This is a genomic window from Delftia sp. WSY_16 (assembly GCF_043104415.1).
Lineage (GTDB): Bacteria > Pseudomonadota > Gammaproteobacteria > Burkholderiales > Burkholderiaceae_C > Comamonas > Comamonas tsuruhatensis.
This window is the reverse complement of record NZ_JBICKS010000040.1, coordinates 299,466-326,461: the sequence shown is the minus strand read 5'-3', so window position 1 is coordinate 326,461 and position 26,996 is coordinate 299,466. Positions and strand designations below refer to the sequence as shown.

19 protein-coding genes are annotated in these 26,996 nt (G+C 68.3%); 10 read left to right on the top strand and 9 right to left on the bottom strand.

Features of this window, described 5'->3' with window-relative positions:
- Positions 1–39: 39 nt before the first annotated feature.
- From ACF8O7_RS21150 to ACF8O7_RS21125, 6 genes are all read left to right on the top strand, one after another.
- Entirely contained in the window at positions 40–2,112 is a 2,073-nt protein-coding gene (locus ACF8O7_RS21150; RefSeq protein WP_160852510.1) for an ABC-F family ATP-binding cassette domain-containing protein, read from the top strand.
- Positions 2,113–2,360: 248 nt separating this feature from the next.
- Positions 2,361–3,290: a MurR/RpiR family transcriptional regulator gene (locus ACF8O7_RS21145; RefSeq protein ID WP_392444179.1), complete on the top strand. Its 930-nt coding sequence runs from the start codon at positions 2,361–2,363 to the stop codon at positions 3,288–3,290.
- Complete coding sequence (locus ACF8O7_RS21140) at positions 3,287–4,324, top strand: amino acid ABC transporter substrate-binding protein (protein WP_392444177.1); 1,038 nt, start codon at positions 3,287–3,289, stop codon at positions 4,322–4,324. The genes ACF8O7_RS21145 and ACF8O7_RS21140 overlap by 4 nt, the downstream gene beginning before the upstream one ends.
- A 56-nt stretch (positions 4,325–4,380) precedes the next feature.
- Positions 4,381–5,394 carry an ABC transporter permease subunit gene (locus ACF8O7_RS21135; RefSeq protein ID WP_392444176.1) on the top strand — a complete coding sequence of 338 codons (1,014 nt, stop codon included), beginning with the start codon at positions 4,381–4,383 and terminating at the stop codon, positions 5,392–5,394.
- Positions 5,395–5,411: 17 nt separating this feature from the next.
- Positions 5,412–6,494, top strand: a complete 1,083-nt coding sequence (locus ACF8O7_RS21130; RefSeq protein WP_046238316.1) for an amino acid ABC transporter permease — start codon at positions 5,412–5,414, stop codon at positions 6,492–6,494.
- On the top strand, positions 6,491–7,465 hold the full coding sequence (locus ACF8O7_RS21125; RefSeq protein WP_046982572.1) for an isoaspartyl peptidase/L-asparaginase family protein: 975 nt from the start codon (positions 6,491–6,493) through the stop codon (positions 7,463–7,465). Before ACF8O7_RS21130 ends, ACF8O7_RS21125 begins: the two co-directional genes overlap by 4 nt.
- Before the next feature lie 712 nt (positions 7,466–8,177).
- On the opposite strand, the gene phbB is transcribed toward ACF8O7_RS21125, so the two are convergent.
- From phbB to ACF8O7_RS21110, 3 genes are all read right to left on the bottom strand, one after another.
- The gene (phbB, locus tag ACF8O7_RS21120) at positions 8,178–8,915 is read right to left on the bottom strand and encodes an acetoacetyl-CoA reductase (RefSeq protein ID WP_016445929.1); all 738 of its coding nucleotides are present in this window, start codon (positions 8,913–8,915) and stop codon (positions 8,178–8,180) included.
- A 212-nt stretch (positions 8,916–9,127) separates the two neighbouring features.
- On the bottom strand, positions 9,128–10,309 hold the full coding sequence (locus ACF8O7_RS21115; RefSeq protein WP_016445928.1) for an acetyl-CoA C-acetyltransferase: 1,182 nt from the start codon (positions 10,307–10,309) through the stop codon (positions 9,128–9,130).
- Positions 10,310–10,432: 123 nt separating this feature from the next.
- Positions 10,433–12,322, bottom strand: a complete 1,890-nt coding sequence (locus ACF8O7_RS21110; protein WP_392444173.1) for a PHA/PHB synthase family protein — start codon at positions 12,320–12,322, stop codon at positions 10,433–10,435.
- Between the two features lie 144 nt (positions 12,323–12,466).
- Here ACF8O7_RS21110 and ACF8O7_RS21105 point away from each other — a divergent pair, with 144 nt between their 5' ends.
- Positions 12,467–12,811 (top strand): hypothetical protein, encoded by a 345-nt coding sequence (locus tag ACF8O7_RS21105; protein WP_016445926.1) that lies wholly within the window; start codon positions 12,467–12,469, stop codon positions 12,809–12,811.
- On the opposite strand, the gene ACF8O7_RS21100 is transcribed toward ACF8O7_RS21105, so the two are convergent.
- On the bottom strand, positions 12,731–13,612 hold the full coding sequence (locus ACF8O7_RS21100) for a polyphenol oxidase family protein (protein WP_052151630.1): 882 nt from the start codon (positions 13,610–13,612) through the stop codon (positions 12,731–12,733). The genes ACF8O7_RS21105 and ACF8O7_RS21100 overlap by 81 nt on opposite strands.
- Positions 13,609–14,274: a maleylacetoacetate isomerase gene (gene maiA / locus ACF8O7_RS21095; RefSeq protein WP_016445924.1), complete on the bottom strand. Its 666-nt coding sequence runs from the start codon at positions 14,272–14,274 to the stop codon at positions 13,609–13,611. Before maiA ends, ACF8O7_RS21100 begins: the two co-directional genes overlap by 4 nt.
- 87 nt (positions 14,275–14,361) lie before the next feature.
- Between maiA and ACF8O7_RS21090 the strand changes: the two genes are divergently transcribed.
- From ACF8O7_RS21090 to ACF8O7_RS21080, 3 genes are all read left to right on the top strand, one after another.
- Positions 14,362–15,057, top strand: a complete 696-nt coding sequence (locus tag ACF8O7_RS21090; protein WP_016445923.1) for a fumarylacetoacetate hydrolase family protein — start codon at positions 14,362–14,364, stop codon at positions 15,055–15,057.
- Positions 15,058–15,204: 147 nt separating this feature from the next.
- Entirely contained in the window at positions 15,205–15,768 is a 564-nt protein-coding gene (locus ACF8O7_RS21085; RefSeq protein WP_016453500.1) for an NUDIX hydrolase, read from the top strand.
- A 247-nt stretch (positions 15,769–16,015) separates the two neighbouring features.
- The gene (locus ACF8O7_RS21080; protein WP_392444171.1) at positions 16,016–18,826 is read left to right on the top strand and encodes a chemotaxis protein CheW; all 2,811 of its coding nucleotides are present in this window, start codon (positions 16,016–16,018) and stop codon (positions 18,824–18,826) included.
- Between the two features lie 19 nt (positions 18,827–18,845).
- Here ACF8O7_RS21080 and ACF8O7_RS21075 read toward each other — a convergent pair whose 3' ends face one another.
- The 4 genes from ACF8O7_RS21075 to smc are packed head-to-tail and all read right to left on the bottom strand — an operon-like array spanning position 18,846 to position 26,961.
- Positions 18,846–19,853 (bottom strand): patatin-like phospholipase family protein, encoded by a 1,008-nt coding sequence (locus ACF8O7_RS21075; protein WP_244451687.1) that lies wholly within the window; start codon positions 19,851–19,853, stop codon positions 18,846–18,848.
- A complete protein-coding gene (ligA, locus tag ACF8O7_RS21070) occupies positions 19,853–21,988 on the bottom strand; it encodes an NAD-dependent DNA ligase LigA (protein ID WP_016445919.1) in 2,136 nt (711 codons plus the stop codon). Before ligA ends, ACF8O7_RS21075 begins: the two co-directional genes overlap by 1 nt.
- Before the next feature lie 47 nt (positions 21,989–22,035).
- Positions 22,036–23,376, bottom strand: coding sequence for a cell division protein ZipA C-terminal FtsZ-binding domain-containing protein (locus ACF8O7_RS21065; RefSeq protein WP_016445918.1), 1,341 nt, complete (start codon positions 23,374–23,376; stop codon positions 22,036–22,038).
- Positions 23,377–23,433: 57 nt separating this feature from the next.
- Positions 23,434–26,961, bottom strand: a complete 3,528-nt coding sequence (gene smc / locus ACF8O7_RS21060; RefSeq protein WP_392444168.1) for a chromosome segregation protein SMC — start codon at positions 26,959–26,961, stop codon at positions 23,434–23,436.
- Between the last annotated feature and the right edge of the window lie 35 nt (positions 26,962–26,996).

Below are 26,996 nucleotides of genomic sequence, written 5' to 3'. Positions count from 1 at the left end.
CCTGCCCTGGCGCAATCGCTGGGATAATCCTGCCCATTCATGATCAGCCTTCGCAACATTACCCTGCGCCGCGGCACCCGCGTGCTGCTGGACAGCACCTCCGTCTCCATCAACCCCGGTGAAAAAGTCGGCCTTGTCGGACGCAATGGCGCCGGCAAGTCCAGCCTGTTCGCCCTGCTCAACGGCAGCCTGGCCGAGGACGGCGGAGAGTTCTCCATCCCCTCGCAATGGCGCCTGGGCCAGGTCGCGCAGAACATGCCCGAGACCTCGGAGACGGCCACCCAGTTCGTGCTGGACGGCGACACCCGCTTGAGCGAGCTCAACGCCCAGCTCGCGGCCGCCGAGGCCAGCGAGGACGGCATGGCCATTGCCCACGCCCACGTGGACCTGGCCGATGCCGGCGCGCACGACGCCGTGCCGCGCGCACAGGCCCTGATCCTGGGCCTGGGCTTCAAGGTCTCCGAGCTGGAGCACCCCGTCAACAGCTTCTCCGGCGGCTGGCGCATGCGCCTGCAGCTGGCGCGCGCGCTGATGTGCCCCTCCGACCTGCTGCTGCTGGACGAGCCCACCAACCACTTGGACCTGGACGCCCTGGTCTGGCTGGAAGCCTGGCTCAAGCGCTACCCCGGCACCCTGGTCGTGATCAGCCATGACCGCGAATTCCTGGACGCCATCACCAACACCACGCTGCACATCGAAAACGCGCAGGTCACGCGCTATGGCGGCAACTACAGCAAGTTCGAGGAACTGCGCGCCCAGCAGATGCTGCTGCAGCAGGCTTCGTTCGAGCGCCAGCAGGAAAAGATCGCCCACCTGCAAAAATTCATCGACCGCTTCAAGGCCAAGGCCTCCAAGGCCAAGCAGGCGCAAAGCCGCGTCAAGCAGATCGAGCGCATGGAAAAGGTCGCGCCCATGCTGGCCAGCGCCGATTTCACCTTCGAGTTCAAGCCGCCCGCCAACCTGCCCAACCCCATGCTGGCGATCACGGACGCCGCATTCGGCTACCTGGACGACGAAGGCCAGGCGACCACCATCCTGCGCGGCGTCAACCGCTCGGTGCTGGCGGGCCAGCGCATCGGCATCCTGGGCGCCAACGGCCAGGGCAAGTCCACCCTGGTCAAGACCATCGCGCGCGAGATGAAGGCCCTGGCCGGCACCGTGACCGAAGGCAAGGGCCTGAACATCGGCTACTTCGCCCAGCAGGAACTGGACGTGCTGCGCCCCGGCGAAAACCCGATGGAGCACATGATCCGCCTGGCACGGGACACCGGCGCCACCGGCCCGCAGGCGCGCGAGCAGGACCTGCGCAGCTACCTGGGTACGTTCAACTTCAGCGGCGACATGGTCAAGCAGGCCGTGGGCAGCATGAGCGGCGGCGAGAAGGCGCGCCTGGTGCTGGCCATGATCGTCTGGCAGCGCCCCAACCTGCTGCTGCTGGACGAGCCCACCAACCACCTGGACCTGGCCACGCGCGAGGCCCTGGCCATGGCCATCAACGACTTCGACGGCACCGTCATGCTGGTCAGCCACGACCGCGCCCTGCTGCGCTCGGTCTGCGAGGACTTCTGGCTGGTCGGCCGTGGCGTGGTCGGCCCCTTCGACGGCGACCTGGACGACTACCAGCGCTACCTGCTGGAAGAATCCCGCCGCCTGCGCGAGGAAGCCCGCAAGGCCGAACAGGCGGCTGCGGCCACCAGCAAGGCGGCAGCGCAGGTGGAGCCCGCAGCAGGTGCAGCAGCTGCAGCACCTGCAGTGCAGGCCCCCGTGGCTGCTGCGCTGGCCCCGGCCCCCGCTGCCCCATCCACGCCGCCGGCCGCCAGCGCCGGAGACCAGCGCGAGCAACGGCGCCTGGCCGCCCTGGCCCGCCAGCAGATGGCCGAGAAGACCCGGCCGTTCAAGAAGGAACTGGAACAGCTGGACAAGCGCCTGCCCCAGCTGCAGGCCGAACGCACGCGGCTGGAGGGCCTGCTGAGCCAGCCCATCTCGCCCGCCGAGATGGCCGAAGCAGGCCGCAGCCTCAAGGCCTGCAACGACGAGATCGACAGCCTGGAGGAACGCTGGCTGGAACTGAGCGAGCAGATCGAGCAGCTGTCGGCCGCGATGTCCGACTGATTCCAGTCGTTCTCGAAAACCAGGCGGTCCCATTGGCCCGCCTGCCACAAGCGTCGTCCCGCGTGAAGACGGCGCTCCACTTCGGCCCAGCCGAAGTGCGCCCCTGAGGCCCCTCCCTCTCCCAACGCCCCCGCACTCCCCCGCAGCCAGCGGAACGCATGGATCGTTCGGTTCAGGGTTTCCCCTGAATGAAAGATTTCATTCCTAAAAAATAATTGATGAAAGAGACCATTCAATTTCATTCATTCATGGAACTCCACCCCCACCCCGCCGTACAGGAACTGCTGCGCGCCAGCGTCGATGGCTCGCCCGCCGTCGCCCGGGTCGGCCGCTGGATGGCCGCGCATCCGGTCCTGGCCGTCACGCTGAGCGCCGAGGAAGTGGCCAATGCCTGTGGCGGCTCCCTGGCTGCCGTCAACCGCTTCGCCAAGCACGCCGGCTACGAAGGCTTTGCCGATCTGCGCCTGCACCTGGGCCGCCAGCTGCAACAGGCCCTGGAGCCCGTGAACAAGCTGCGCGCGGCGCACGAGCCTGCCGCAAGCGCCGTGGGAGCGCAGGCCTTCGAGCACACGCAGCGCAATCTGCAGGCGGCCGCACAGGCCTGCGACCCCGGCCTGCTCGATCAACTGGCCCAGCGCATCTGCCGCGCGCGCCGCGTCCTGTTCATGGGCTTTGGCAGCTCCCACCATGTGGCAGCCTTTGGCGCCGACGCGCTGCAGCCCTATCTGCCCCAGGTGCTGGAAGTGGCCTGCGCAGGCGGCACGGAGCAAGCCGTCCGGCGCATGACAGGGCTGACGGAGCAGGATGTGCTGATCGCGATCTCGCTGCCGCGCTACTCACGCGAAGCGGTGGAGCTGACGGCGCATGCGCGCCAGCGGGGCGCCCTGACCATCGCCATCACCGACGAGGCCACCAGCCCGCTGGCCGGCCGGGCCGACTACGTGCTGCTGGCCCCTGCCGCCCACCCTCTGCTCCCATCGTCGGTGCTGGCGGCCATGGCCATGGTCGAAGCGCTGGCCACCCAGGTCATCCGCGCCACGCCCCAGGCCGTGCGCAGCCTGGTCGAACTGTCCGAGTCGGTGCTTCCCTACCTGACACCGGACAGCAGCCCCGCTTCACCTGCGGCGAGCAAGCCGCAACCCCAGGCCCCCCATCCCGCCGCAAAGGACTCCGCATGAATGCCCCTGCCCGTTTCCGCTTTCTTTTCGCCTCGATGGCCGCCGCGGCCACGCTCGCTGCCGCGCCGGCCTACGCAGGCAAGACGCTGGATGGCATCAAGCAGCGCGGCGCCGTGGCCTGCGGTGTGCACACGGGGCGCGCAGGCTTTGCGCTGGCCGACGGCAGCGGCAACTGGTCCGGGCTGGACGTGGATTTCTGCCGCGCCGTGGCGGCCGCCACCCTGGGCGACGCCGGCAAGGTCAAGTTCATTCCCACCAGCGGCCAGACACGCATCACGGCGCTGCAGTCCGGCGAGATCGATCTGCTGGCACGCAACACCACCTGGACCTTCACGCGCGACAACGGCCTGGGCCTGATGTGGGCGGGCATCAATTTCCACGACGGCCAGGGCTTCATGGCCAGGAAGAAACCCGGCCTGAACAGCGTCAAGCAGCTCTCTGGCGCCACCATCTGCGTGATCAGCGGATCCACCACGGAAAAGACCCTGTCGGAGTACTTTCGCGCCCACAAGCTCAACTACAAGGCGGTGGTGTTCGACAACCCCGAAGCCGCCCTGCAGGCCTTCAGCAGCGGGCGCTGCCAGGCCTATACCGGCGACCTCGGCGCCCTGGCCGTGCTGCGCGGCAAGGAACTGGCCAACCCCGACGACTACGTGATCCTGCCCGAAGTCATCTCCAAGGAGCCGGCCGGCCCGGCCGTGCGCCGCGGTGACGACGAATGGTTCGCTGTCGTGCGCTGGACACTCAACGCCATGATCGAGGCCGAGGAACTGGGCATCACCCAGGCCAATGCCGACGAGCTCAAGACCCGCTCCGACAGCATCCAGGTCAAGCGTTTCCTGGGCCAGAGCGACGACCTGGGCAAGCAGCTGGGGCTGGACAAGGAATGGGCGCTGCGCATCGTCAAGGCCGTGGGCAACTATGGCGAGAGCTATGAGCGCAACCTGGGCGCCAGGTCGGGCCTGAACGTGCCGCGCGGCAAGAACGCGCTGTTCACCAAGGGCGGCCTGATGATGTCGCCGCCGATGAACTGACGCGCCGAGGGCACCCTGCCATGAATGCCGCGAACGCTGTAGATGCTGTGAAAGCCGTGAATGCCATCGACGCCGGGGCACGGAAGCCACCGGCCCCCACCCGGCCACGCTGGGGCCAGCTGGCCTTGCAGCTCGCCATCGGCTGGCTGCTGATATTGCTGCTGGGCTGGCTGGCGCACAACGCCAGCCGCAACATCGCCGCGCGCGGCATTGCCGGGGGCTTCGGCTTTCTGGAGCAGACGGCCGGCTTTTCCATCTCCGAAGGGCTGCTGCCCTACGAGCCCGGCGACAGCTACCTGCGTGCGGTCGCAGCCGGCGTAGCCAACACGGTTCGCGCCGCCGTGCCCGCGCTCGTGCTGGCCACCGTGCTGGGCCTGCTGCTGGGCGTGGCCGCAGTGGCAAGGCATCCGCTGCTGCGCGGCGCCGTGCGCCTCTATGTCGATGTGGCGCGCAACATCCCGCTGCTGGTGCAGGTGCTGCTGTGGTATTTCGCGCTGACTTCGCTGCTGCCCGATGTGGACCGCCCTCTGGCCATCGGCCCCCTGGGCTTTCTGAGCAAGGCGGGGCTGGCCCTGCCCGGCCCGGTGTACGACAGCGCGGCGGGCTGGCACTGGAGTTCCCCGCAACCGGGCATGTTCGGCATCGACGGAGGACTGGCGCTGACGCCTGAATTCCTGGCCCTGGTGGGCGCCCTGGGCCTGTATGCCGCCGCCTATTGCGCGGAGATCGTGCGCGCCGGTCTGCAGGCCGTGCCGCGCGGGCAATGGAATGCTGCCTCGGCCCTGGGCATGCGCCGCGGCCAGCAGCTGCGCCTGGTCGTGCTGCCGCAGGCCCTGCGGGTGATCATTCCCCCCTATACCAACCTGGCGCTCAGCACCATCAAGAACTCCTCGCTGGCCGTGGCCATCGGCTACCCCGACGTGGTGATGGTCGCCAACACCGCCATGAGCCAGACCGGCCAGGCCATCGAATGCGTGACCATCATCGCGGTGGTCTACCTGGCCATCAACCTGCTGACCTCGCTGGCATTGAATGCCTTCAACCAGCGCAGTGCCTTCATCACACGCTAGCCGGGAAAGACCTGCCCATGAGTGCCGTACTCCGCGCACCGGCCCTGCCGGTGGCCCCGCCCCGGGTTCCGCTGGCGCAGCGCCTGCGCGCCAGCCTGTTTCCGGATGCGCTCTCCGGGCTTATCACCGCCACGCTGCTGCTGGCCGCGCTGTGGGCAGGCTGGAAGCTGCTGGCCTGGGGCCTGCTCGACGCCGAAACCGCAGCCAACCCCGACACATGCCGCGCTGCGGCCGGCGCCTGCTGGGGCGTGGTGCGCGAGAAATACCGCCTGGTATTCCTGGGCCGCTATCCCGTGGCAGAGCAATGGCGCCCCGTCGCCGCCAGCCTTTGGCTGCTGGGCAGCGTGGGCGTGGCGGCGCTACCGCGCTTCTTCGGCCGCGCCGGCATGGCGATGCTGCTGGCCGGGTTGACCGGCTTCGGCGTGCTGATGGCCGGCGGTGTGGCCGGCCTGGCACCCGTGCCCAGCGATCTGTGGGGCGGCCTGCCGCTGACCCTGTTCCTTGCCGTGATCGCCTGCCTGGCCGGCGTTCCGCTGGGCATCCTGCTGGCGCTGGGCCGGCGCTCCAGCCTGCCCTTGATCCGCATCCTGTGCACGGGCTTCATCGAGGCCGTGCGCGGCGTGCCCCTGATCACACTGCTGTTCTTCGGGGCCTTCGTGCTGCCCATGCTGGTGCCCGCGCAATGGAGGGTAGACCCCATGGTCCGCATCGCCGTCTGCCTGGCGGCCTTCAGCGCGGCCTATCTTGCCGAGGTGTTTCGCGGCGGGCTGCAGGCCGTGCCCCAAGGCCAGGTCATGGCGGCCCAGGCCATGGGCTTCACCAGGGTGCAGGTGCTGCGCCACGTGGTCCTGCCGCAGGCGCTGCGCGTGACCATAGCGCCCACGGTGAGCAACTTCATCGGCGCGGTGAAGGACACCTCCCTGGTGGCGATCGTGAACATCTACGACATCACTGGCTCCCTGAAGATGGCCATGAGCGACCCCCACTGGATTGCGTACTTCGTGGAGATGTACATGGTGGTCTGTGCCGTCTACCTGCTCATCGGCCTGGGCATCGCCCGCTATGGCCGCTTCCTGGAATCGCGCTACGCACTCCAATGAACATGCCCCAGAACTCCCGAAAATTTTCCATTGCCGTGCACGGCGGCGCAGGCACCGTCATCCAGGGCCAGGCCGACGAGGCCCCTTACCACGCCGCGCTGGCCCAGGCGCTGGAGGCGGGCGCCGCCCTGCTGCGGCGCGGCGCCAGCGCGCTGGACGCCGTCCAGGCCGCGTGCCAGTCCCTGGAAGACTGCCCGCTGTTCAATGCCGGGCGCGGCTCCGTCTACACACGCGACGCGCGCCACGAGATGGACGCCGGCCTGATGGACGGCAGCAACCTGCGGGCCGGCGCAGTCGCTTCCGTCAGCCAGGTGCGCAATCCGATTGCGCTGGCACGGCATGTTCTTGACGATGGCCAGTGCGTGCTCCTGGTCGGCGAAGGGGCGCAGCGGTTTGCCGATGAGCGCGGGCTGGCGCGGATGGATGCAGGCTACTTCGAATCTGCCGAGCGCCTGGCACAGCTGCGCCGGGTGCAGGCGCAATCCGGCCAGACCGCGCTGCTGGACCACGACGCCAGCGGACTGGCGGCGCACCCTGCTCCGCTGAACGAGAACGGCAAGATGGGCACGGTCGGCGCCGTGGCGCGCGATGTGCATGGCAACCTGGCCGCGGCGGCATCCACCGGCGGGCTGACCAACAAGCGCCCCGGGCGCGTGGGCGACACGCCTGTGGTGGGCGCAGGTTTCTACGCCGACAGCACCACCTGCGCCGTGGCGGCCACCGGAACCGGCGAGCATTTCCTGCGCGCAGCCATCGCGCACGACATCCATGCGCGCATGCGCTACCTGGGGCAAAGCCTGGAACTCGCAGCCGACGCCGCAGTGCGGGGCACGCTGACACACATCGGTGGCCAGGGCGGCGTGGTGGCCGTGGACAGCGACGGACGCGTGCACTGCCCCTTCAACAGCGCCGGCATGTACCGCGGCTACATCGTGGACGACGCGCCTGCCGTGACCCTGATTTTTGCCTGATGGACGTTTTCACCCCGGGTTGACCTGTGCCCACGCATTGCGGGCAACGAGGCGTAACAGCATCGGCATTAGCCCGCCACGCCCGTAAGCCTCTGTCAGAAAACGGATTTTTTCTCACCGCGCCAGAAATCTGTCTTCAAACTGACAGATCACCACCTCCGGGCTTGCAATTGCTTGCGTCCTGGGGCAATCCCTGAGTCAACCTGCCGCCACTGCCCCGCGTTGAACACGCAAAGGAGTGACTGCAATGACCGACATCTTTTCCCACACCGCCCTGCAGACCCGCTTTGCAGCCGCTGCGCTGGCCCAAGCTGTCTGGCCATGGGATGACCGTGACCGCAAGCGCGGCCCCCGCAGCGCTTGAAAACCGGGTCACGAAAAAGTTTCGACTTCCTTCGAAAATTTTTTAAAAACCTGTCAACCAGCTGAATCCAGCCCGCGTTAAGAGAGCAATACAGGAGAAGTTTCCATGCAAACGAACGCCATCATGTCCATCTGGCCCGAAGACGAACGCGATCGCAAGCGCTGAGGCGCTGGCTGGCGCACTCGGTGCCCCAGTCTCTGACACCACCGGTCTGACGGCCTTCCGTGCAGACCCCCTCTTCCACAGAACCCGCTTCAGCGGGTTTTGTCATTTCTGGGCCATTTGCCGCGGGGCTGCCCTACAAAAAAGGAGCCCGGAGGCTCCTTTGCAGTGCGAACCCTTGCAGGTTCAATGCATGTGCAGGCCACCGTTGACCGAAAAATCGGCGCCGGTGGAATAGCCGCCTTCCTCCGAAGCCAGCCAAGCGATGATCGATGCGATCTCGCTGGGCTCGCCCAGGCGCTTGACGGGGATGGTGCCCACGATCTTCTCCAGCACGTCGGGACGGATGGCCTTGACCATGTCGGTGCCGATGTAGCCGGGGCTCACGGTGTTCACGGTCACGCCCTTGGTGGCCATCTCCTGCGCCAGCGCCATGGTGAAGCCGTGCATGCCCGCCTTGGCGGCCGAGTAATTGGTCTGCCCGGCCTGGCCCTTGGCGCCATTGACCGAGCTGATGTTGATGATGCGGCCCCAGCCCTTTTCCACCATGTCGCCCACGACCTGCTTGGTCACGTTGAACATGGAGTTGAGGTTGGTCTCGATGACGGCCTGCCAGTCTTCGGGCGTCATCTTGATGAACATGCGGTCACGCGTGATGCCGGCATTGTTGACCAGCACATCGATGCTGCCGTGCTCGGCCTTGGTCTTGCTGAAGGCTTCGACGGTGGAAGCCCAGTCGCCCACATTGCCCACCGATGCATGGAAGGTGAAACCCAGCGCCTTTTGCTCGTCAAGCCACTTCTGGAAGTCGCGCGACGGACCACAACCTGCGATGACCTTGAAGCCTTCCTTGTGCAGACGCTGGCAGATGGCCGTTCCGATGCCTCCCATTCCCCCTGTGACATACGCTACTTTTTGAGCCATTCTTCTCTCCTGTCAATCAATGGTTGCTTCAGATCAATCTATCCATGACAACCGGAACATTGACGCCGGTTATCGCCAAGGGTGCCTGAGCCTCTGGGCCCGGCCCCCTCGCATGGCTAGTATGCAGCGCGTGCGCTGCGCCCCTCTTCGGGCAGGCCCTAGTCAAGCCTAGGATCTACCCTGAAAGCTTGCTAACGTTTTCCCGGAGCCTTTCAGACGCGCTCCACGGTCATGGCCACGCCCATGCCGCCGCCGATGCACAGGCCGGCCAGACCCTTCCTGGCGCCGCTGCGCTGCATCTCGTGCAGCAGGGTCACCAGGATGCGGGCGCCCGATGCGCCGATGGGGTGGCCGATGGCAATGGCGCCGCCGTTGACGTTGACCTTGGCCGGGTCGATGCCCAGCTCCTGGTTCACCGCACAGGCCTGTGCCGCGAAGGCTTCGTTCAGCTCGAACAGGTCCACGTCCTGCGCAGACCAGCCGGCGCGCTGCAGCGCCTTGCGCGAGGCGAACACCGGGCCCAGGCCCATGGTGGCGGGGTCCAGACCGCTGGTGGCATAGGAGACGATGCGCGCCAGCGGCGTCAGGCCCAGGGCCTTGGCCTTGGAGGCGCTCATCACCACCACGGCGGCGGCGCCGTCGTTCAGGCCCGAAGCATTGCCGGCCGTCACCGAGCCGGCCTTGTCGAAGGCCGGACGCAGGCCTGCCAGCGCCTCGGCGTTGGTCTTGCGGTTGATGTACTCGTCGGCCGCAAAGACCACGGGATCGCCCTTGCGCTGGGGAATGCTGACGGGAACGATCTCATCCACGAACTTGCCGGCGTCCTGCGCGGCCGTGGCCTTTTGCTGGCTGGCCAGGGCCAGGGCGTCCTGCTGTTCGCGGCTGACGCTCTTTTCCTTGGCCACGTTCTCGGCCGTGATGCCCATGTGGTACTGGTTGTAGACGTCCCACAGGCCGTCCACGATCATGGTGTCGGCCATCTTCCACTCGCCCATGCGCTGGCCGTCGCGCGAGCCCGGCAGCACGTGGGGGGACAGGCTCATGTTCTCCTGGCCGCCGGCCACGACGATCTCGCTGTCGCCCGTGGCCACGGCCTGGGCCGCCAGCATCACGGCCTTCAGGCCCGAGCCGCAGACCGCATTGATGGTCAGGGCCGGGGTTTCCTTGGCGATGCCGGCCTTCATCATGGCCTGGCGTGCAGGGTTCTGGCCTGCGCCAGCGGCCAGCACCTGGCCCATGATGACTTCACCGACCTGGTCGGTGCCGACCTTGGCGCGGCTCAGAGCCTCGCGGATCACGATGGAGCCCAGTTCGGTGGCGGGGATCTTGGCAAGGGTGCCGCCGAACTTGCCAACGGCAGTGCGGACAGCGGAAACGATGACGATGTCTTCCATGATGACGGACCTTTCTTTGGACTCTTGAAGGGATGCCCGGGCGCGCACTGCCGAAGCTGCGGCAGCGGCACCCTGCATTCAAGCCGCAGCGTTATTGCGCTGCAGCATCGAAACGATTGTGCCTCAGGCCTTGACCAGCACGTAGCGGCCCGGGGCCGGCTCGATGGCCGTGTATTCCCTGCCCTTGCCGTACTGCTTTGGCGCCGCGACCAGCTTGCCGCCGTGCTCGGCCAGCCAGGGGCTCCAGTCGGCCCACCAGCTGCCCGGGTACTCGTCGGCGCCGGCCTGCCACTCCTTGAGCGTGGGCGGCAGCTGGCCGTCCTCGCGCAGCCAGTAGCTGCGCTTTTTCTTGGCCGGCGGATTGATCACGCCCGCGATGTGGCCGGATGCGCCCATGACGAAACGCTTGTCGCCACCCAGCACCTGGGTCGATGCATAGGAGCCGCCCACGGGCACGATGTGGTCCTCGCGCGAGCCGTAGATATAGGCCGGCAGGCGCAGCTGGTGCATGTCGATGCGCTCGCCGCAGACGGTCAGCGCACCGGGCTGGACCAGCTTGTTTTCCAGGTAGAGGTTGCGCAGGTACCAGGCGTAGTACGGGCCGGGCAGGTTGGTGCAGTCGCTGTTCCAGTACAGCAGGTCGAACGGCGGCGGTGTTTCGCCCTTGAGGTAGTTGCCCACCACGTAGTTCCAGACCAGATCGTTGGGACGCAGAAAGCTGAAGGTCGATGCCAGGTCCTGGCCCTTCATGAGGCCGCCCTCGCCCATCTGCATTTCGCGGAAGCGCACCACGGACTCATCGATGAAGACATCGAGGATGCCGGTGTCGCTGAAGTCGATGAAAGTGGTCAGCAGCGTGACGCTGGCCACGGGAAACGGCACGCCGGCCGGCGCCGTGGCGCGGGCTGTGGATGTGCGGGCGGCGCTGCGGCTGCCAGCCGCGCGCTTGGCCGCAGGCGCCTTGGCCGCCGGAGCAGCAGCTGCACCATGCTCGCGGTCGTGGCGTGCCTGCAGCACGGCCAGCGCGGTGGACAGCATGGTGCCGCCCACGCAAAAGCCCAGCACGTTGATCTGCTCGGCCCCCGCGATCTCGCGTGCCACGCGGATGCCGGTGAGCACGCCGTCTTCGATGTAGTTGTCCCAGGTCTTGTGCGCCAGGCTGTCGTCGGGATTGCGCCAGCTCATCACGAAGGTGCGGTGGCCCTGGCTGACGGCATAGCGGATCAGCGAGTTGTCGGGCTGCAGGTCCAGGATGTAGAACTTGTTGATGCACGGCGGCACCATGAGGAAGGGACGCTCGTGCACCTTGTCCGTCAGCGGCTTGTACTCGATGAGCTGGAACAGCTCGTTCTCGAACACCACGGCGCCTTCGGTGGTGGCAACGTTCTTGCCCACGGTGAACAGGCTCTCGTCGGTCATGGAGACATGGCCCTGGCGCATGTCGGCCAGCAGGTTGGCCACGCCCTGGGCCAGGCTCTCGCCCTGGGTTTCGATGGCCTTCTTCTGCGCCTCTGCATTGAGTGCCAGGAAGTTGCTGGGCGACATGGCCGCCAGCCACTGTTCGACAGCGAAGCGCACGCGGTTGCGGGTCTTCTCGTCGGCCTGCACGGCCTCGGCCAGGCCCATGAGCATGCGGCTGTTGAGCAGATAGGTGGCTGCGGTGGCCGCCGTCAGCGGGTTGTCGGCCCAGGATTGGGTGTTGAAGCGCTTGTCCTTGGCCAGCAGCGCCTGGGCGCCGCCCTGCTCGCACATGGCCTTGGCGCCGTCCAGGTACTGGCGCTGCAGCTCCAGCAGCTTTTCGGGGTCCAGCGACAGCGCGTTCTCGGGCAAGGCGCCGGGTTCGGGGACTGCAGCCTTCCAGGCCTGGGCCATGTCCGGCATGCCCGCGCCCTGTGCTCCCGGCATTCCCGGTGATCCCATCTGCTGCAGTATCTGCAGCGTCCGGCTCCATTGCTCGTTCCAGAATTGCTGGATGGGTTGGCCTGGCAGGCCTGCGAGTGGGTCAAAATTCATGCTGCATCCTTGTTCGCGGATGCCGTTCGCAATAGCCTGGGGCTTGCGGGGCATCCGTTTTGATTGTGACCCAGGCGAGCCCCCCGTTGCCCGGCACAGCCCTCCACAAAAACCCGTGCCCGGTGCGCCTTTTTCGAATCGACCATGTATCTCGTTGTTATCGCCTGGTTGTATGTCACGCTGATGATGGCCGTGGCCGAAGCCGCCAGCCCCACGGGCAGCATACTCGGCGCCCTGGTCACTTTCGCACTGTATGGACTGCTGCCGCTGTCCATCGTGATCTACATCATGGGTACGCCCGCGCGCAACCGAAAGCGCCATGCGCGCGAACTGGCCGAGCGCCAGGCCTGGCTGGCGCAGCAGCAGGCCTCGCAGGGCACGGCGGACGCACCGGACGCGCCCGCGCCCTCAGTCCTTCCAGATGCAGGCGGCGAATCGGCCGCTGCTGCCCAGGCGGGCAGCGTCGCGCCGGTGCGAAAAGAACCGTGAGTCGTTGAGCACCGTGCACCATGCGTCGCTGCCGTCATTGCCATGGATGGCCGTGATGCCCAGCGCCGCCAGGCGCTGTCGCGCAAGCCCGGCCAGGCTGGCCAGGTACTTGGGGGTGCCCTCGCCCGCCTGAGGTATGGCGGTGAAATGCGCGGCGGCGGCGGCGTCATGCGCGATGAAGGCAGCACGCACCTCGGCACCGACCTCAAAGGAACGCGGACCGATGCAAGGGCCCAGCCATGCCAGGGTCTGCGGCGCCACCTGCTCGGGCGCGGTCCGGAGCTGATCGGCAAAGCGCTTGAACAGAGACTCCAGCACACCGCCTGCCAACGGCTGACCCGCATGGCCAGGCGGCATTCCGGCCAGACCGCGCCAGCCCGCATGGGCCGCGCCCACCACGGCGCCGCTGCGATGGGCCAGCAACACGGGCAGGCAGTCGGCCACCATGATGGTGCAGACCACGCCCGAGGCGCTGGTCACGCAGGCATCGAAGGCCTGGCCCTGCGCGCTGCCTGCATCCAGTGCGATGACATCCACGCCATGCACCTGCTGCAGGAACACCGCGCAGGCATCCGGCGTATCCGCACGCACGATCTCCTGCAGGCGCTGGCGGTTGGCGCGCACGGCCTGCGGGTCGTCTCCCACATGGTCGCCCAGGTTCAGGCTGCCCCAGGGCGCCGTGCTGACGCCGCCTTCGCGCGAGGTGCACAGCGCGTGCACGCCGGGCGGCGCGGGCCAGTCGGGCACCAGCCAGGATACGGGGATGGTGCCGGGGATGGAGTCAGGCCGGGCCGCGCTCATTCCGCGTCGGGGCAGGCCGAGGGATGGGCCTTCTGGAAGGCCGGCAGCGCCTCGCAGCGATCGACGATGGCCGCCAGGCGCGGCAGGCCGTCCAGGCTCACGTTGAAGCGGCGGCCGTTGAAGATCTGCGGCACCAGGCAGCAATCGGCCAGCGTGGGCGTGTCGCCCCAGCAAAACAGCGAAGGCGGCAGGCCGGCCGCCTCGCGCTCGGCGGCCAGCAGGTCCAGCTGGCGCTCGAAGGCCTCCAGGCCCGATCGCACCCAATGCACGTACCAGCCGCTCTTGGCCTCGTCGGAGACACCCAGGTTGCGCACCAGGTACTTGAGCACGCGCAGGTTGTTGAGCGGATGGATCTCGCAGGCCACCATCTGGGCCAGTGCGCGCACATGGGCACGGCCCAGGGCGTCACGCGGCAGCAGCGGTATTTCGGCATGGGTCTCATCGAGATATTCGATGATGGCCATGGACTGGGTCAGCCAGTGGCCGTCCTCGGTCTCCAGCGCCGGCACCAGCGCATCGCCGACATGCTGGGCATAGGCCGGCGCCTTGTGGTCGCCGCGCAGCAGGTGCACGGGTACGGATTCATAGTCCAGGCCCTTGATCTGCAGCGCAATGCGCACGCGGTAGGAGGCCGACGAGCGGAAGTAGGTGTGGAGCTTCATAGACTGCAAAGCATACCGTGCAGCCGCGCCGATGCATGGCACACTTGCGGCGGCGCCCAAGAGACAAGGCGCCAGAGGAACACCGACATGAGCTACGTTTTCAACCCGCCCGCCGTGGCCAGCGTACCCGTCCTGGGCCGCCCCGAGCGCTTCCCCGTGCACCGCATCTACTGCGTGGGCCGCAACTACGAAGAACACGCCAAGGAGATGGGCTTCACCGGCCGCGAGCCGCCCTTCTTCTTCCTCAAGCCTGCCGACGCCATCGTGCCCGTCGAGGCCGGCACCACGGGCACCATGCCCTACCCCACGCTGACCTCCAACCTGCACCACGAGATCGAGCTCGTCGTGGCCATCGGCAAGGCGGGCAAGAACATCCTGGCAGCCGATGCGCTGGACTACATCTGGGGCTACGCCGTGGGCCTGGACATGACGCGCCGCGACCTGCAAAACGACATGAAGAAGCAGGGCCGACCCTGGTGCATCGGCAAGGCCTTCGAGCATGCCGCACCCATCGGCCCCATCACCCCGGCAGCCGAGGCCGGCGACATCGCCAAGGCCGCGATCTCGCTGCAGGTCAATGGCGCCGACCGCCAGCGCAGCGACATCGGCAAGCTGATCTGGAACATTGCCGAGACCATCGAGCACCTGTCGGCGGCCTGGGAACTGCAGCCCGGCGACCTGATCATGACGGGCACGCCCGAAGGCGTGGCCGCCGTGGTGCGCGGTGACCTGCTGGAAGGCCGCATCGACGGGCTGAGCCCCTTGAGCGTCAAGATCGCCTGAGTTTTCCCTGAGCCTGGCGACAGGCCGGCAAGGCAGCAGGGAGCACGCTCCCCGGCCTGCCGGCCTTTGTGTTTGAACCCACGGTCCGCCGCACGGAATGCCTTACTGCCTTCCGTCTGGCGGCGCTTTCACTTTCATGGTGTCGGCATGATTTTTCGCAGCCCCATCAAGTTCTGCCGAGCCTGCGGCACGGCGGTGGTCTACCGCCTTCCTGACGATGGCGACACGCGCGAGCGCGCCGTGTGCCCGCACTGCCACACCATCCACTACGAGAACCCGCTGAACGTGGTGGGCACCATCCCCGTGACCGACGACGGCCGCGTGCTGCTGTGCAAGCGCAACATCGAGCCACGCCGGGGCCTGTGGACCCTGCCCGCAGGCTTCATGGAACTGGCCGAGACCACGGCACGCGGCGCCCAGCGCGAGACCGACGAGGAAGCCGGCGCCGACATCGAGATGGGGCCGCTGTTTTCCATCGTGGACGTGCCCAAGGTCAGCCAGGTCCATCTGTTCTACCGCGCCCGTCTGCGCAGCGAGCAGTTCTACCCCGGCCCCGAGACCATGGAGGCCCGCCTGTTTGCGCAGGCCGATGTTCCCTGGGAAGAACTGGCCTTCCGCACCGTGCGCGTGACGCTGGAGCGCTACTTCGCCGACCGGGCTGCCGGCCTGCTGGACGCGCACCGGGTGCATTCCATCGACCTGAGCCTGTAGGCCTGCACGGCCGCCAGGCACCACAGTGCTGCACGGCGCCGGCGTACGCACTGCGGTGATGCCGGGCCATGCCCCGGTGTGGCACCGGACGGGCTGCGGGCGTGGACCAGGCGGCGGTCCGTCACCCCTATGTCACCTTGCAGACACATTTAGTCACAAACTGGCCTCCTTCTTGCTCTTTGCATAGGGCTTTTCCCTGAGCGGAAAAGTTGGTTTACCAAACCTGAACCTGACTGCGGAGCGCCCCATGGCCACATCCCTGCCCACCGACCTGATTCTTCCCCACCTGCGGGAACTCAACCGCAACGCCGCCGACCTGCGCGAGATCCGGCTCATGTGGCGTCTCATCGAGGCTTCGGCCCGCATGCAGGCCTCGCAGCAGGGACAGGCCCTGGTGTCCATGCTGACCGACACGCGCCAGGGGTTGGAGCAGCTGGAGCAAGGCCTGCTGCAGTCGCAGCTGGCCCAGTCCGCGCAGGAAGCCATGGCCCAGTTGGGCATGCAGTCCAGCCATGCCATCGACCTGCTGGTGCGCAGCCTCTACGAGCGCACGGCCGATGTCGGCTTCCTGGCCGCCGATTCCGTGCTGTGCGAGGCCATGGCCCAGCTCGGCGATGGCGACATCCTGCTGGACATGGCCGCGGGCGGCCTGCACGCCTGGCAGGCTCCGCTGCAGCTGCACCTGCAGGCCTACCGTGCCAAGTACACGGTCTACGACGACATCCTGCTGCTGGACACCCAGGGCCAGGTCTGCGCACGCGCCCAGGCAGGCGACAAGCCGCTGCCGCCCTGCGCCGAGGGCTGGTTCCAGCAGTGCCTGCAGCAGGCCGGCCATGTCAGCCATTTCGGCGCCAGCTGCGTGCTGCCCGGCGCAGACCGCCTGATCTACGCGCAGCGCCTGCTGCATCCACGCACCATGGCGGTGCTCGGCGTGCTGTGCCTGAGCTTCGACTTCGCGGCCGAGATGCAGGCCATCTTTGCCTCGGGCGGGCCGCGCGCCCAGGTGGGACTGCTGCTGGATGCGGCTGGAGTGGTCATTGCCAGCAGCGATGACCACTGGATCGCCCCCGGCAGCCGCGTGCCCATGCACCACGGCGATGCCGTGCAGCCGCTGATCCACGCCGGCCGCACCTATCTGGTGCGTACGGCCCGCGCCCTGCCCTACCAGGGCTATGCGGGCCCCGAGGGCTGGCAGACCCAGGTCATGGCGCCGCTGGACCTGGCCTTCGCTACCCAGCAAAGGCCGCAGGTCCTGCAGGCACTGGAGCCTGCCATCGCCGAAGGACTGATGGCCCAGTCCCGGGGCTTTTGCCCGCCCCTGCACGCCATGGCACGCGCGGCCGACGACATACGCCGCGTGGTCTGGAACGGCCAGGTGCTGGCTGCCAGCCAGGCACCGGAGTCCCCCGTGCAGGGCACGGCCCACCCGGACCCGCTGCAGGCCGTGCTGGAGCAGATGAGCGAGACCGGCGACCTGACCCATGCCGTGTTCACGCGCGCCATCCACGGCCTGCACGAAACGGCGCTGTCCACGCGGCTGCAGGAGCACACCACGCTGAACCGGCTGCTGATGGACCTGCTGGAGCGCAATCTCTACGAACGCGCCAACGATTGCCGCTGGTGGGCCCTGACGCCAGGCCTGCAGAAAGTGCTGCAAGACAACAGCGGCTGCCTGGCCCTGTCGGTACAGGCACACGACGCCGCGCAGCGTCTGCTGGAGCAGCTCAATGCGCTGTACACCGTCTATGCGCGCATTGCGCTGTATGACGCCCAGGGCCTGGTGCTGGCCTGCAGCCATGAGGACGAACCCGGTCTGCCGCTGTCACCCGGCGTGCGCGTGCAGGCCTCGGCACTGCAGGCCACCATGGCGCTGCGCGATGCCCAGGCCTATCACGTGCAGGAGCTGGACGATGGGGGCCTGCCCGTCCACGTCTACCACGCCGCATTGCGCGCCCCCTCAACCACCAATGGACATGGGCATGGGCAGGGCGCAGATCAGGGCCCCGCCATCGGCGGCATTGCCCTGCTGTTCCACACGCGCCGAGAACTGCAGGCCATGCTGCAGGCCGCTGCACCGGAGCAGTCCGAAGACGCCGGCCCCGAAGACCACGGCCTGCCCCGTTTGCCGATGGAGGCTTTCTACGTGGCACGCGACGGCCGCATCATCGCCGCCAGCCACGGCGGTCGGCCGCTGGGCAGTTGCATAGAAGGCGTGGCCGGGCTGGCAACGCTGGCCGATGGAGAGGTACGCAGCAGCATCGAGGAAATCGAAGGCCACTACTGCATCGTCGGCATGGCTACCGGGCGCGGCTACCGCGAGTTCCGGCTGGACCAGGGCGCGGCACGCGATGCAAAGGAAAGCGCAACGGAGGACACACTGGCCGGCCTCGTCAGCCTGAGCCTTCAGCGGCTGGGCCCTGTGCATGCCGATGCGCGCAACCGCGCCCTGCGCCTGGCGCCGGCCACGCGGCTGGATGGCTCGCGTCCTGTCGCGCGTGCGCTCGCCGCGCACGGCGGTGGCGATGCGCCGGTGGAACTGGCCAGCTTCTACGTGGGCGCCAGCCTGCTGGCCCTGCGCGCGGGCGATGTCTGCGAGGCCCTGCCCGCCAGCGCCATCTCGCCCGTGGCGGCAGGGCGGCTGCCGTTTTGCGTGGGTGCGCTGGCGCGGCGCAGCCAGGGCAGCGTCAGCGGCTATGTCTGGGTGTTCGACCTGGCCGCGCTGCTGCAGGGCCGGCCCGGCGTGGTCACCGAGCAGTCGCAGGTCATCGTGGTCCAGCACGGCGGCCTGCGCGTGGGGCTGCTGGTCAGCGCGCTGCAAGGCGTGCACCGGCTGCCGGCCAGCGCGCTGGTGGAATCGCCCATGCTCAGCGTGGCCTCCACGACGCCGGCCCTGGTGCGGGAGCTGGTGCATGCCGGCGCGGGCCTGCCGCTGATCCAGTGCCTGGATCCGGCCGCATTGATGCAACGGCTGCAGCCTTCGCGCGGCGCGGCGGCCAACGCAGACCGCAGCGCGGCAGCAGTGGAGCGCGATGCGGCCTGGGATGCCCAGGCGGCATAGGGCGCGTTCCCCCGGGGCCTCACAGACCCCAGTGGCGCAGGCCCGGAAGCGCGGCCTGCGCCGCCTCGTAGCCTTCGTCGATGGCCTCGCGGGCGCGGTGGAAGTCCAGCAGGCCCAGGTGGGACAGGCGCGGGGCGATCACCAGCTCGGGCGGGTCACCCGCCATGCGGCTGCGCGTGATGCGCATCTGCATGATGTTGACGCTGGTCATCACCACGTCCAGCAGCGAGGGCGGCCGGGGCGGGGGCTCGGTCTCGCGGCCTGCCTCGTCGCGGTGGTGGCCGGGCATCCACCCCATCACGCCGCGCTGCAGCCGGCGCATCCAGGCCGAGCCGGCCACGGCGCTGGCCTGGCCCGACAGGTCCTCGGGCGCCACGCCCTGCTCCACGGCGGGCGGGGCCTCCTCCAGCGACGGCGCAGCGGCCATGGCGGCAGCGGGCGCCAGCGGCCGCATGTGGCGCCGCATGATGTCGGCATTGAGATCGACCGCGATCACGATGTCCGCGCCCATGGCGCGCGCCAGCGAGGCGGGCACGGGGTTGACGATGCCGCCATCGACCAGCAGCCGCCCTTCGCGCTGCACGGGCGTGAACAGGCCGGGCAGCGCGATGGAGGCGCGCACGGCATCGGCGATGGAGCCCTTGCGCAGCCAGACCTCGGCACCCGAATGCAGGTCGGTGGCCACGGCGCCGAAGGGAATCTTCAGATCCTCGATGGCCGAGTCCACGAAATGCTCGCGCCAGAACGAGATCAGCTTCTCGCCCTTGAGCATGCCGCCCGCGATGTTGAAGTCCATGAAGCCGAAGACCTTGCGCATGCCCAGGCCCAGCACCCATTCCTCGAAGCGCTGCATTTCACCGGCCGCATAGGAGGCGCCCACCAGGGCGCCGATGGACGAGCCGCAGATGATGTCGGGCCGCAGGCCCGCATCCTCGAGCGCGCGCAGCACGCCGAAATGCGCCCAGCCGCGCGCCGACCCGCTGCCCAGCGCCAGGCCGACCACGGGTTTGCGCGGACTCAGCGCCATCAGCCCTGCTCCGCTGCGGCTGCAGCAGGGGGGTCACCCGCCAGCAGGGCCAGCATGCCGGCCTCGTCCAGCACGGGCACACCCAGTTCCTCGGCCTTGGCCAGCTTGCTGCCGGCCTCGGCGCCCGCGACCACGTAGCTGGTCTTTTTGCTGACCGATCCGGAGACCTTGGCGCCAGCGGCCTCCAGCATCTCCTTGGCCTGGTCGCGGCCCAGCGTGGGCAGCGTGCCGGTGAGCACCACGGTCATGCCGGCCAGGGGCTGGGCGGTCTGCTCGCGCGCCGCGCCCTCTTCCCAGTGCACGCCGCAGGCACGCAACTGCTCGACCACCTCGCGGTTGTGGGGCTGCGCGAAGAAGGTGTGGATGCTCTCGGCCACGATGGGCCCGACGTCGCGCACCTGCAGCAGTTGCTCGACGCTGGCGTCCATGATGGCGTCCAGCTGGCCGAAATGGCGGGCCAGGTCCTTGGCCGTGGACTCGCCGACCTGGCGGATGCCCAGGCCGAAGAGGAATCGCGACAGCGTGGTCTTCTTGGATTTCTCCAGCGCATCCAGCACGTTCTGGGCCGACTTCTCGGCCATGCGGTCCAGCGATGCCAGGGCCACCAGGCCCAGGCGGTAGAGGTCGGGCAGCGTGCGCACCACATGGCCGTCCACCAACTGGTCCACCAGCTTGTCGCCCAGGCCCTCGATGTCCATGGCGCGCCGCGCGGCGAAGTGCAGGATGGCCTCCTTGCGCTGCGCCGGGCAGAACAGGCCGCCCGTGCAGCGGTGGTTGGCCTCGCCCTTGGGGCGCGACACCGCGCTGCCGCAGATGGGGCATGCAGCGGGCATGCGGAAGTTGGGCACATAGGCCGGCCGGTCGCCGGGCACGCGGCCCACGACTTCGGGAATCACATCGCCGGCGCGGCGCACGACCACGGTGTCGCCGGTGCGCACGCGCTTCTTGCGGATCTCGAACAGGTTGTGCAGCGTGGCATTGGTGACGATGACGCCGCCCACGGCCACGGGCGCCAGGCGCGCCACGGGGGTGAGCTTGCCCGTGCGGCCGACCTGTATGTCGATGCCTTCCATGCGCGTGGGCATTTCCTCGGCCGGGTACTTGTGGGCCACGGCCCAGCGCGGCTCGCGCGAGACAAAGCCCAGCTGGCGCTGCTGGGACAGGCTGTTGACCTTGTAGACCACGCCGTCGATCTCGTAGGGCAGCGTGGCGCGCTCGGCGCCCATGCGCTGGTGGAAGGCCACCAGCTCGGCCGCGCCCTTGGCAATGCAGACCTGGGGCGCCACCGGGAAGCCCCAGTCGCGCAGCGTCTGCAGCATGGCGTAGTGGGTGCCGAAGTCGGGGCCGCCCTGCGCGGCCGGCGTGATCTCGCCCAGGCCATAGGCGAAGAAGGACAGCGGGCGCTGGGCCGCAATGCCCGAGTCCAGCTGGCGCACCGAGCCTGCCGCCGCATTGCGCGGATTGGCAAAGCTCTTGCCGCCGGCGGCCTGCTGGCGTTCGTTGAGCCGGACGAAGTCGGCGCGGCCCATGTAGACCTCGCCGCGCACCTCGACCACGGGCGGCACGCCCTTGCCTTCGGGCAGGGACAGCGGAATTTTGCGGATGGTGCGGATGTTGTGTGTGACGTCCTCGCCCACCTCGCCGTCGCCGCGCGTGGTGGCCTGCACCAGGCGGCCGTTCTCGTAGCGCAGGTTCATGGCCAGGCCATCGAACTTGGGCTCGGCCACGTATTCCACGGGCGGTGCGCCTTCGGCCAGTTCCAGCTCCTTGCGGATGCGTGCGTCGAAGGCCTCGGCACCCGTGGCCTCGTTGTCGGTCTCGGTGCGGATGCTGAGCATGGGCACGGCATGGCGCACAGGCATCAGGCCGTCGAGCACGGCGCCGATCACGCGCTGCGTGGGCGAGTCCGGGGTGACCAGTTCGGGGTAGGCACCTTCCAAGGCCTGCAATTGCTGGAAGACGCGGTCGTACTCGCCGTCGGGCACGGTGGGCGTGTCCAGCACGTAGTACTCATGTGCCCATTGGTTGAGCTGGGCGCGCAGCGCCTGCACCTTGGCCAGCACCTTGTCGGGGGCGGCCCCGGACTCCGGCGCCGCGGGGGCTGCGCCGGAGAAGAGATCCAGATTGTCGTTCATGGGGTTGAGGCCAGGAGCCTGTTGTGCACCAGGGGCACCGCGCCGCGTCAGCTGAACAGTCGCCGCGCCAGCATGGAGCCCGCCGACAGCTCGCGGCTGTCGAGCTTGTCATAGAGTTGTTCCAGGTCGTGCTGGATGGGGTCCAGCGCCATGGCCGGCAGCAGGTAGCCGTTCTGGTCGCAGAGCACTCCATCCATGGTCTGGCACAGGCGCTCGGCCACCTGGCGCAGCTGCACGAAGGCCTGCTCGCCGCGCGGCACCTGGGGCACGTCCAGGCTCAGCAGGAACTCGCGCACCACCGAGGTGTCCAGGTCGTCGGCCATGGCCGCCTGCGGGTCGTAGTTGAGCACCAGCACCGGCGGCATGCCGGGCGTGGGCGAAGGCAGGGCCATGCGCCCGGGCATGGAGCCCGGCAGAAAGCCCTGGCGCGATGCGTTCTGCTGCACATAGCCCGCGCTCCAGGAGGCCTGGCGTGCGCGCAGCATGAAGGTGAGCTGGGCATCGTGCTCGCTGGCGAACTGGTCGAGCTCGCGCGCACGCGCCACTTCCTGCAGCATGTCGGGCACGTCGGGCGTGGCGCCCAGCGCGTCGGCAAAGCGCTGCACCTTAGCAACGAACTCGGAGAACTCGATCTCGTTGAGCGCACCCGTGCGGTTGGCCAGCTGCACGCCGGCCTGGAAACCCAGGTAGCGCTGGCCGGGCTGCAGCGGCTCCCACTGGTGGGTGGACTGGTTCATGCCTTCGATGGCAAACGGCTTGTTGCCCGCGCGCCGCGTGGCCGGCTGGGCCTGCAGCGCCAGTTCGCCAGGCACGGCCTGGCCGACCTGCACGGGGGCAATGGCATCGATCAGCGCATCCAGGCCCGGCCGGCTGGCCGCAGCGCTGGTCAGGGCCGCGTCGTTGAGGGAAGGCTCGATGGACTGCGGTGCCAACGGGGATGGCGCAGGCACTGACGCAGATGCGGGTGCCGATGCGCTGGCGTCTTCAGCCGCCTGCAGGGCATGGGCAGCCTGCGCGGTCTGCACCGCCTGGGCTGCCTTGGCCGCCAAAGCGGCCTGGGCCTCGGCCTGGCGCTGCTGCTCTTCGAGCTGGACCAGATGGGCCAGTTCGGCATCGGTTTCGGCAAAGCGGTCCACGGCGGCAGGGCTCTGGCCCGGGGCTGCGGTGCCGAAGTCGCCCAGCACGGGCTCGCGCAGGCTGTGCGTCAGGTCTGGGCCGTGGCCCACGGTGTCCATGCCGGGTTCATGGCGCGAGGGATCGCGCTGCGCCTCTTCGACGGGGTCGGCGCGCTTGGGTGCGTTGCGGCGTGCGGACCAGCTGTTGTAGGCAATGATCAGGGCCAGCACCACAAAGCCCAGGACGGCCAGACTGATTTGCAGGTTACTCATGGAATGAAGGAATGAAACGTCGTTCCAGCAAATGGGTTCGGAAGGTTGCGGACATGCTCAGGATAGCTCAGCCATGGACAGCGCGGACTCCATGTCCACGGCCACGATGCGGGACACGCCCTGCTCCTGCATGGTCACGCCGATGAGCTGCTGCGCCATTTCCATGGCGATCTTGTTGTGGCTGATGAACAGGAACTGCGTGCCCTTGCTCATGCTGGCCACCAGCTTGGCATAGCGCTCGGTGTTGGCGTCGTCCAGCGGCGCGTCCACCTCATCCAGCAGACAGAACGGCGCCGGGTTGAGCTGGAAGATGGCGAAGACCAGGGCAATCGCCGTCAGCGCCTTCTCGCCACCGGACAGCAGGTGGATGGTCTGGTTCTTCTTGCCGGGCGGCTGCGCGATCACCTGCACGCCCGAGTCCAGGATTTCATCGCCGGTGATCACCAGCTTGGCCTGGCCACCGCCGAACAGCTCGGGGAACATGCGCCCGAAATGCCCGTTCACGGTCTCGAAGGTGCCCGACAGCAGCTCGCGCGTCTCGGCGTCGATCTTGCGGATGGCATCTTCCAGCGTGTTCATGGCCTGGGTCAGGTCCTCGGTCTGCGCGTCAAGGAAGGTCTTGCGCTCACGCGCCAGCTTCAGCTCGTCCAGCGCCGCCAGGTTGACGGCGCCCAGGGCGGCGATCTCGCGGTGCAGCCGGTCGATTTCGCCCTGCAGGCCGTGCATGCGCACATTGGCCTCGGCAATGGACTGGGAGACGGCGGCCAGGTCGGCACCGGCCTCCTCCAGCAGGGTGGAGTACTGCTCCAGGCCCAGGCGCGCGGCCTGCTCCTTGAGCTGGAATTCGGTGATGCGCTGGCGCAGCGGGTCCAGCGCCTTCTCCAGCTGCTGGCGGCGTTCGTCGCTGGCGCGCAGCTTGTTGGTCAGGTCGTCATATTCGCTGCGGCGCGCGGCCACGGCCTGCTCGCGCTGCATCTTCAGATCCAGCGCGTCCTGCAGGCCGCCCTGGGCGGCGGCATCGGTCAGGCGCGTGAGTTCGTCCTGCGCGCGCTGCTGCTCGTCGGCCAGCGAGCGGGCCTGCTGGCTGGCCGTCTCTATGGTGCGGCTGAGTTCGCCCCGGCGCGCCTCCAGGCTGCGCCGCGAGAAGGTGGCCTCCTGGGCCTGGCGCTCCAGCGTGCGCAGCTGCTCGCGCGATTCGTTCAGGCGCCGCTCGGACTCCAGCACCTTGTCGCCCAGCAGGGCATGGCGCTCCTGGCTGTCGGCCAGCTGCATGTCCAGTTCCTCGAAGCGGGCTTCGGCCGCCACGCGGCGCTCCTCGATGTCGGACAGCTGGGCCTCGACCTCGGCCAGGTCGGCGCTGATCTGGGCATTGCGCGCACGGGCCTGCTCGGCCAGCTGCGACAGGCGCAGGGTCTCGACCTGCAGCTCATGGGCGCGGCCTTGCGATTCGCTGGCCTCGCGCCGGGCGCTGACCAGGCGCTGCGAGGCCTCGGCATAGGCGCTTTCGGCACGCACCAGGGCCGTGCGCGATTCGTCGGAGATCAGCGCCTGGGCGCGCACTTCCTTTTCGAGGTGCTCGATTTCCTGGGCGCGTGCCAGCAGGCCGGATTGCTCCGAGTCCTGCGCATAGAAGCTCACGCTGTGGCTGCTGACGGCATGGCCCGTGGGCACATAGACCGTCTCGCCGGGCCGCAGCTCGCCGCGGCGCGACAGCGCCTCTTCCAGCGTGGGCGCCGTGTAGCAGTCCTGCAACCAGTCGCCGAGCACGGCGCGCAGGCCGGCATCGTTCACGCGCAGCAGATCGGACAGGTGCTGCCAGCGCCCCGGCGCGGGCGCGGGGGCGCCCTGCGGCGGGCTGAAGAAGGCCAGGCGCGCGGGGGGCGCATCGTGCCCGCCTGCGCCCAGGAAGCCGCGCACCATGTCGAGCCGGCCCACTTCCAGCGCGCCCAGGCGTTCGCGCAGCGCGGCCTCCAGCGCGTTTTCCCAGCCGGGCTCGATGGCAATGCGGCTCCACAGGCCCTGCATGCCGTCCAGGCCGTGCTTGGCCAGCCAGGGCTGGAGCTTGCCGTCGGTCTTGACCTTTTCCTGCAGGGCCTTGAGGGCTTCCAGCCGCGCCGACAGGTCGGCATGGCGCGCGGCCTCGGCATTGACGGCCTGCTGGCGCGTGCGACGGTCCTCATCGAGCTGGGGCACGGAGTCCTGCAGCTCGTTGAGCACGGCATCGGCCATTTCAGCCAGTTCGCGGGCCTCGTCCAGCTGGGACTGCAGATTGTGGAGGCGGGCCTCGTCGGGTGTCTCCAGCGCATTGCGGTCGGCGCGCAGTCGCTCGAAGCGGGTCTCGAACTGGCGGCGCTGCTCGTCCAGGCTGCGCTGCTCAGCGGCCAGCACCTGGATCTGCTGCTGCACCTGCACCACGCTGGCGCGCTGGTCGGCATCGGCCTTCTGGGCATTGCGCAGCGCCTCTTCCAGGTCGGGCAGGCGCATGCTCTGCTCCTCGACCTGGGCGGCCAGCATCTCGGCCTGTTCCTCGGCGTCCATACCGGCGCCGTCGAGATTTTCGATTTCGGCTTCGGCCTCCTCGCGGCGGCTGTTCCACAGCAGCACCTGCTCGGACAGCTGCTGCAGCCGCTGCTGCACGCGCTGGCGGCCTTCGAGCACGTAGCGGATCTCGGCCTCCAGCTTGCCGACCTCGGCCGTGGATTCGTAGAGCTTGGCCTGGGCCTGGTTGACCTGGTCGCTGGCGTCGTAGTGGGCCTGGCGCAGGGTTTCGAGTCCGCTTTCGTTGTTGCGGATGTCGGCCATGCGCTCTTCCAGCTCGTTGACGGCCTTCAGGCCCTCCACGCGCACGCGGTCCTGCTCGGCCTCGGCCTCGGCGCGCTTGAGAAACCACAGCTGCTGCTGCTTGAGCGTGACCTGGGACTGCAGCGCGTTGTACTGCGCCGCCACCTCGGCCTGCTTCTCCAGCCGGTCGAGGTTGTTGTTGAGCTCGCGCAGGATGTCCTCCACGCGCGTGAGGTTCTCGGTGGTGGCCGAGAGTCGGTTCTCGGTCTCGCGCCGGCGCTCCTTGTACTTGGACACGCCTGCGGCCTCTTCCAGGAACAGGCGCAGCTCCTCGGGGCGCGACTCGATGATGCGGCTGATCGTGCCCTGGCCGATGATGGCGTAGGCGCGCGGGCCCAGGCCCGTGCCCAGGAACACGTCCTGCACGTCACGGCGGCGCACGGCCTGGTTGTTGATGAAGTAGCTGCTGTTGCCCTCGCGCGTGAGCACGCGCTTGACGGCGATCTCACCGAACTGGCCCCACTGGCCGCCCGCACGGTGGTCGCTGTTGTCGAACACCAGCTCCACGCTGGAGCGGCTGGCCGGCTTGCGGTGCGTGGTGCCGTTGAAGATCACGTCCTGCATGGACTCGCCGCGCAGCTCGCTGGCCTTGCTCTCGCCCAGCACCCAGCGCACCGCATCCATGATGTTGGACTTGCCGCAGCCGTTGGGGCCCACCACGCCCACCAGTTGACCCGGCAGCATGAAGTTGGTGGGCTCGGCGAAGGACTTGAAGCCGGACAGCTTGATGGAATTCAGGCGCACGATGCAGGCACAAAGCGGTCCGCGGCGAACGGACA

Coding starts and splice junctions, on each gene's coding strand:
- ACF8O7_RS21115 (WP_016445928.1), bottom strand. CDS start 10,309: ATGGAAGACATCGTCATCGTTTCCGCTGTCCGCACTGCCGTTGGCAAG.
- ACF8O7_RS21150 (WP_160852510.1), top strand. CDS start 40: ATGATCAGCCTTCGCAACATTACCCTGCGCCGCGGCACCCGCGTGCTG.
- ACF8O7_RS21075 (WP_244451687.1), bottom strand. CDS start 19,853: ATGGCGCTGAGTCCGCGCAAACCCGTGGTCGGCCTGGCGCTGGGCAGC.
- ACF8O7_RS21065 (WP_016445918.1), bottom strand. CDS start 23,376: ATGAGTAACCTGCAAATCAGTCTGGCCGTCCTGGGCTTTGTGGTGCTG.
- ACF8O7_RS21145 (WP_392444179.1), top strand. CDS start 2,361: ATGGAACTCCACCCCCACCCCGCCGTACAGGAACTGCTGCGCGCCAGC.
- ACF8O7_RS21125 (WP_046982572.1), top strand. CDS start 6,491: ATGAACATGCCCCAGAACTCCCGAAAATTTTCCATTGCCGTGCACGGC.
- maiA (WP_016445924.1), bottom strand. CDS start 14,274: ATGAAGCTCCACACCTACTTCCGCTCGTCGGCCTCCTACCGCGTGCGC.
- ACF8O7_RS21110 (WP_392444173.1), bottom strand. CDS start 12,322: ATGAATTTTGACCCACTCGCAGGCCTGCCAGGCCAACCCATCCAGCAA.
- phbB (WP_016445929.1), bottom strand. CDS start 8,915: ATGGCTCAAAAAGTAGCGTATGTCACAGGGGGAATGGGAGGCATCGGA.
- ACF8O7_RS21105 (WP_016445926.1), top strand. CDS start 12,467: ATGTATCTCGTTGTTATCGCCTGGTTGTATGTCACGCTGATGATGGCC.
- ligA (WP_016445919.1), bottom strand. CDS start 21,988: ATGAACGACAATCTGGATCTCTTCTCCGGCGCAGCCCCCGCGGCGCCG.
- ACF8O7_RS21140 (WP_392444177.1), top strand. CDS start 3,287: ATGAATGCCCCTGCCCGTTTCCGCTTTCTTTTCGCCTCGATGGCCGCC.
- ACF8O7_RS21080 (WP_392444171.1), top strand. CDS start 16,016: ATGGCCACATCCCTGCCCACCGACCTGATTCTTCCCCACCTGCGGGAA.
- ACF8O7_RS21085 (WP_016453500.1), top strand. CDS start 15,205: ATGATTTTTCGCAGCCCCATCAAGTTCTGCCGAGCCTGCGGCACGGCG.
- ACF8O7_RS21130 (WP_046238316.1), top strand. CDS start 5,412: ATGAGTGCCGTACTCCGCGCACCGGCCCTGCCGGTGGCCCCGCCCCGG.
- ACF8O7_RS21090 (WP_016445923.1), top strand. CDS start 14,362: ATGAGCTACGTTTTCAACCCGCCCGCCGTGGCCAGCGTACCCGTCCTG.
- ACF8O7_RS21100 (WP_052151630.1), bottom strand. CDS start 13,612: ATGAGCGCGGCCCGGCCTGACTCCATCCCCGGCACCATCCCCGTATCC.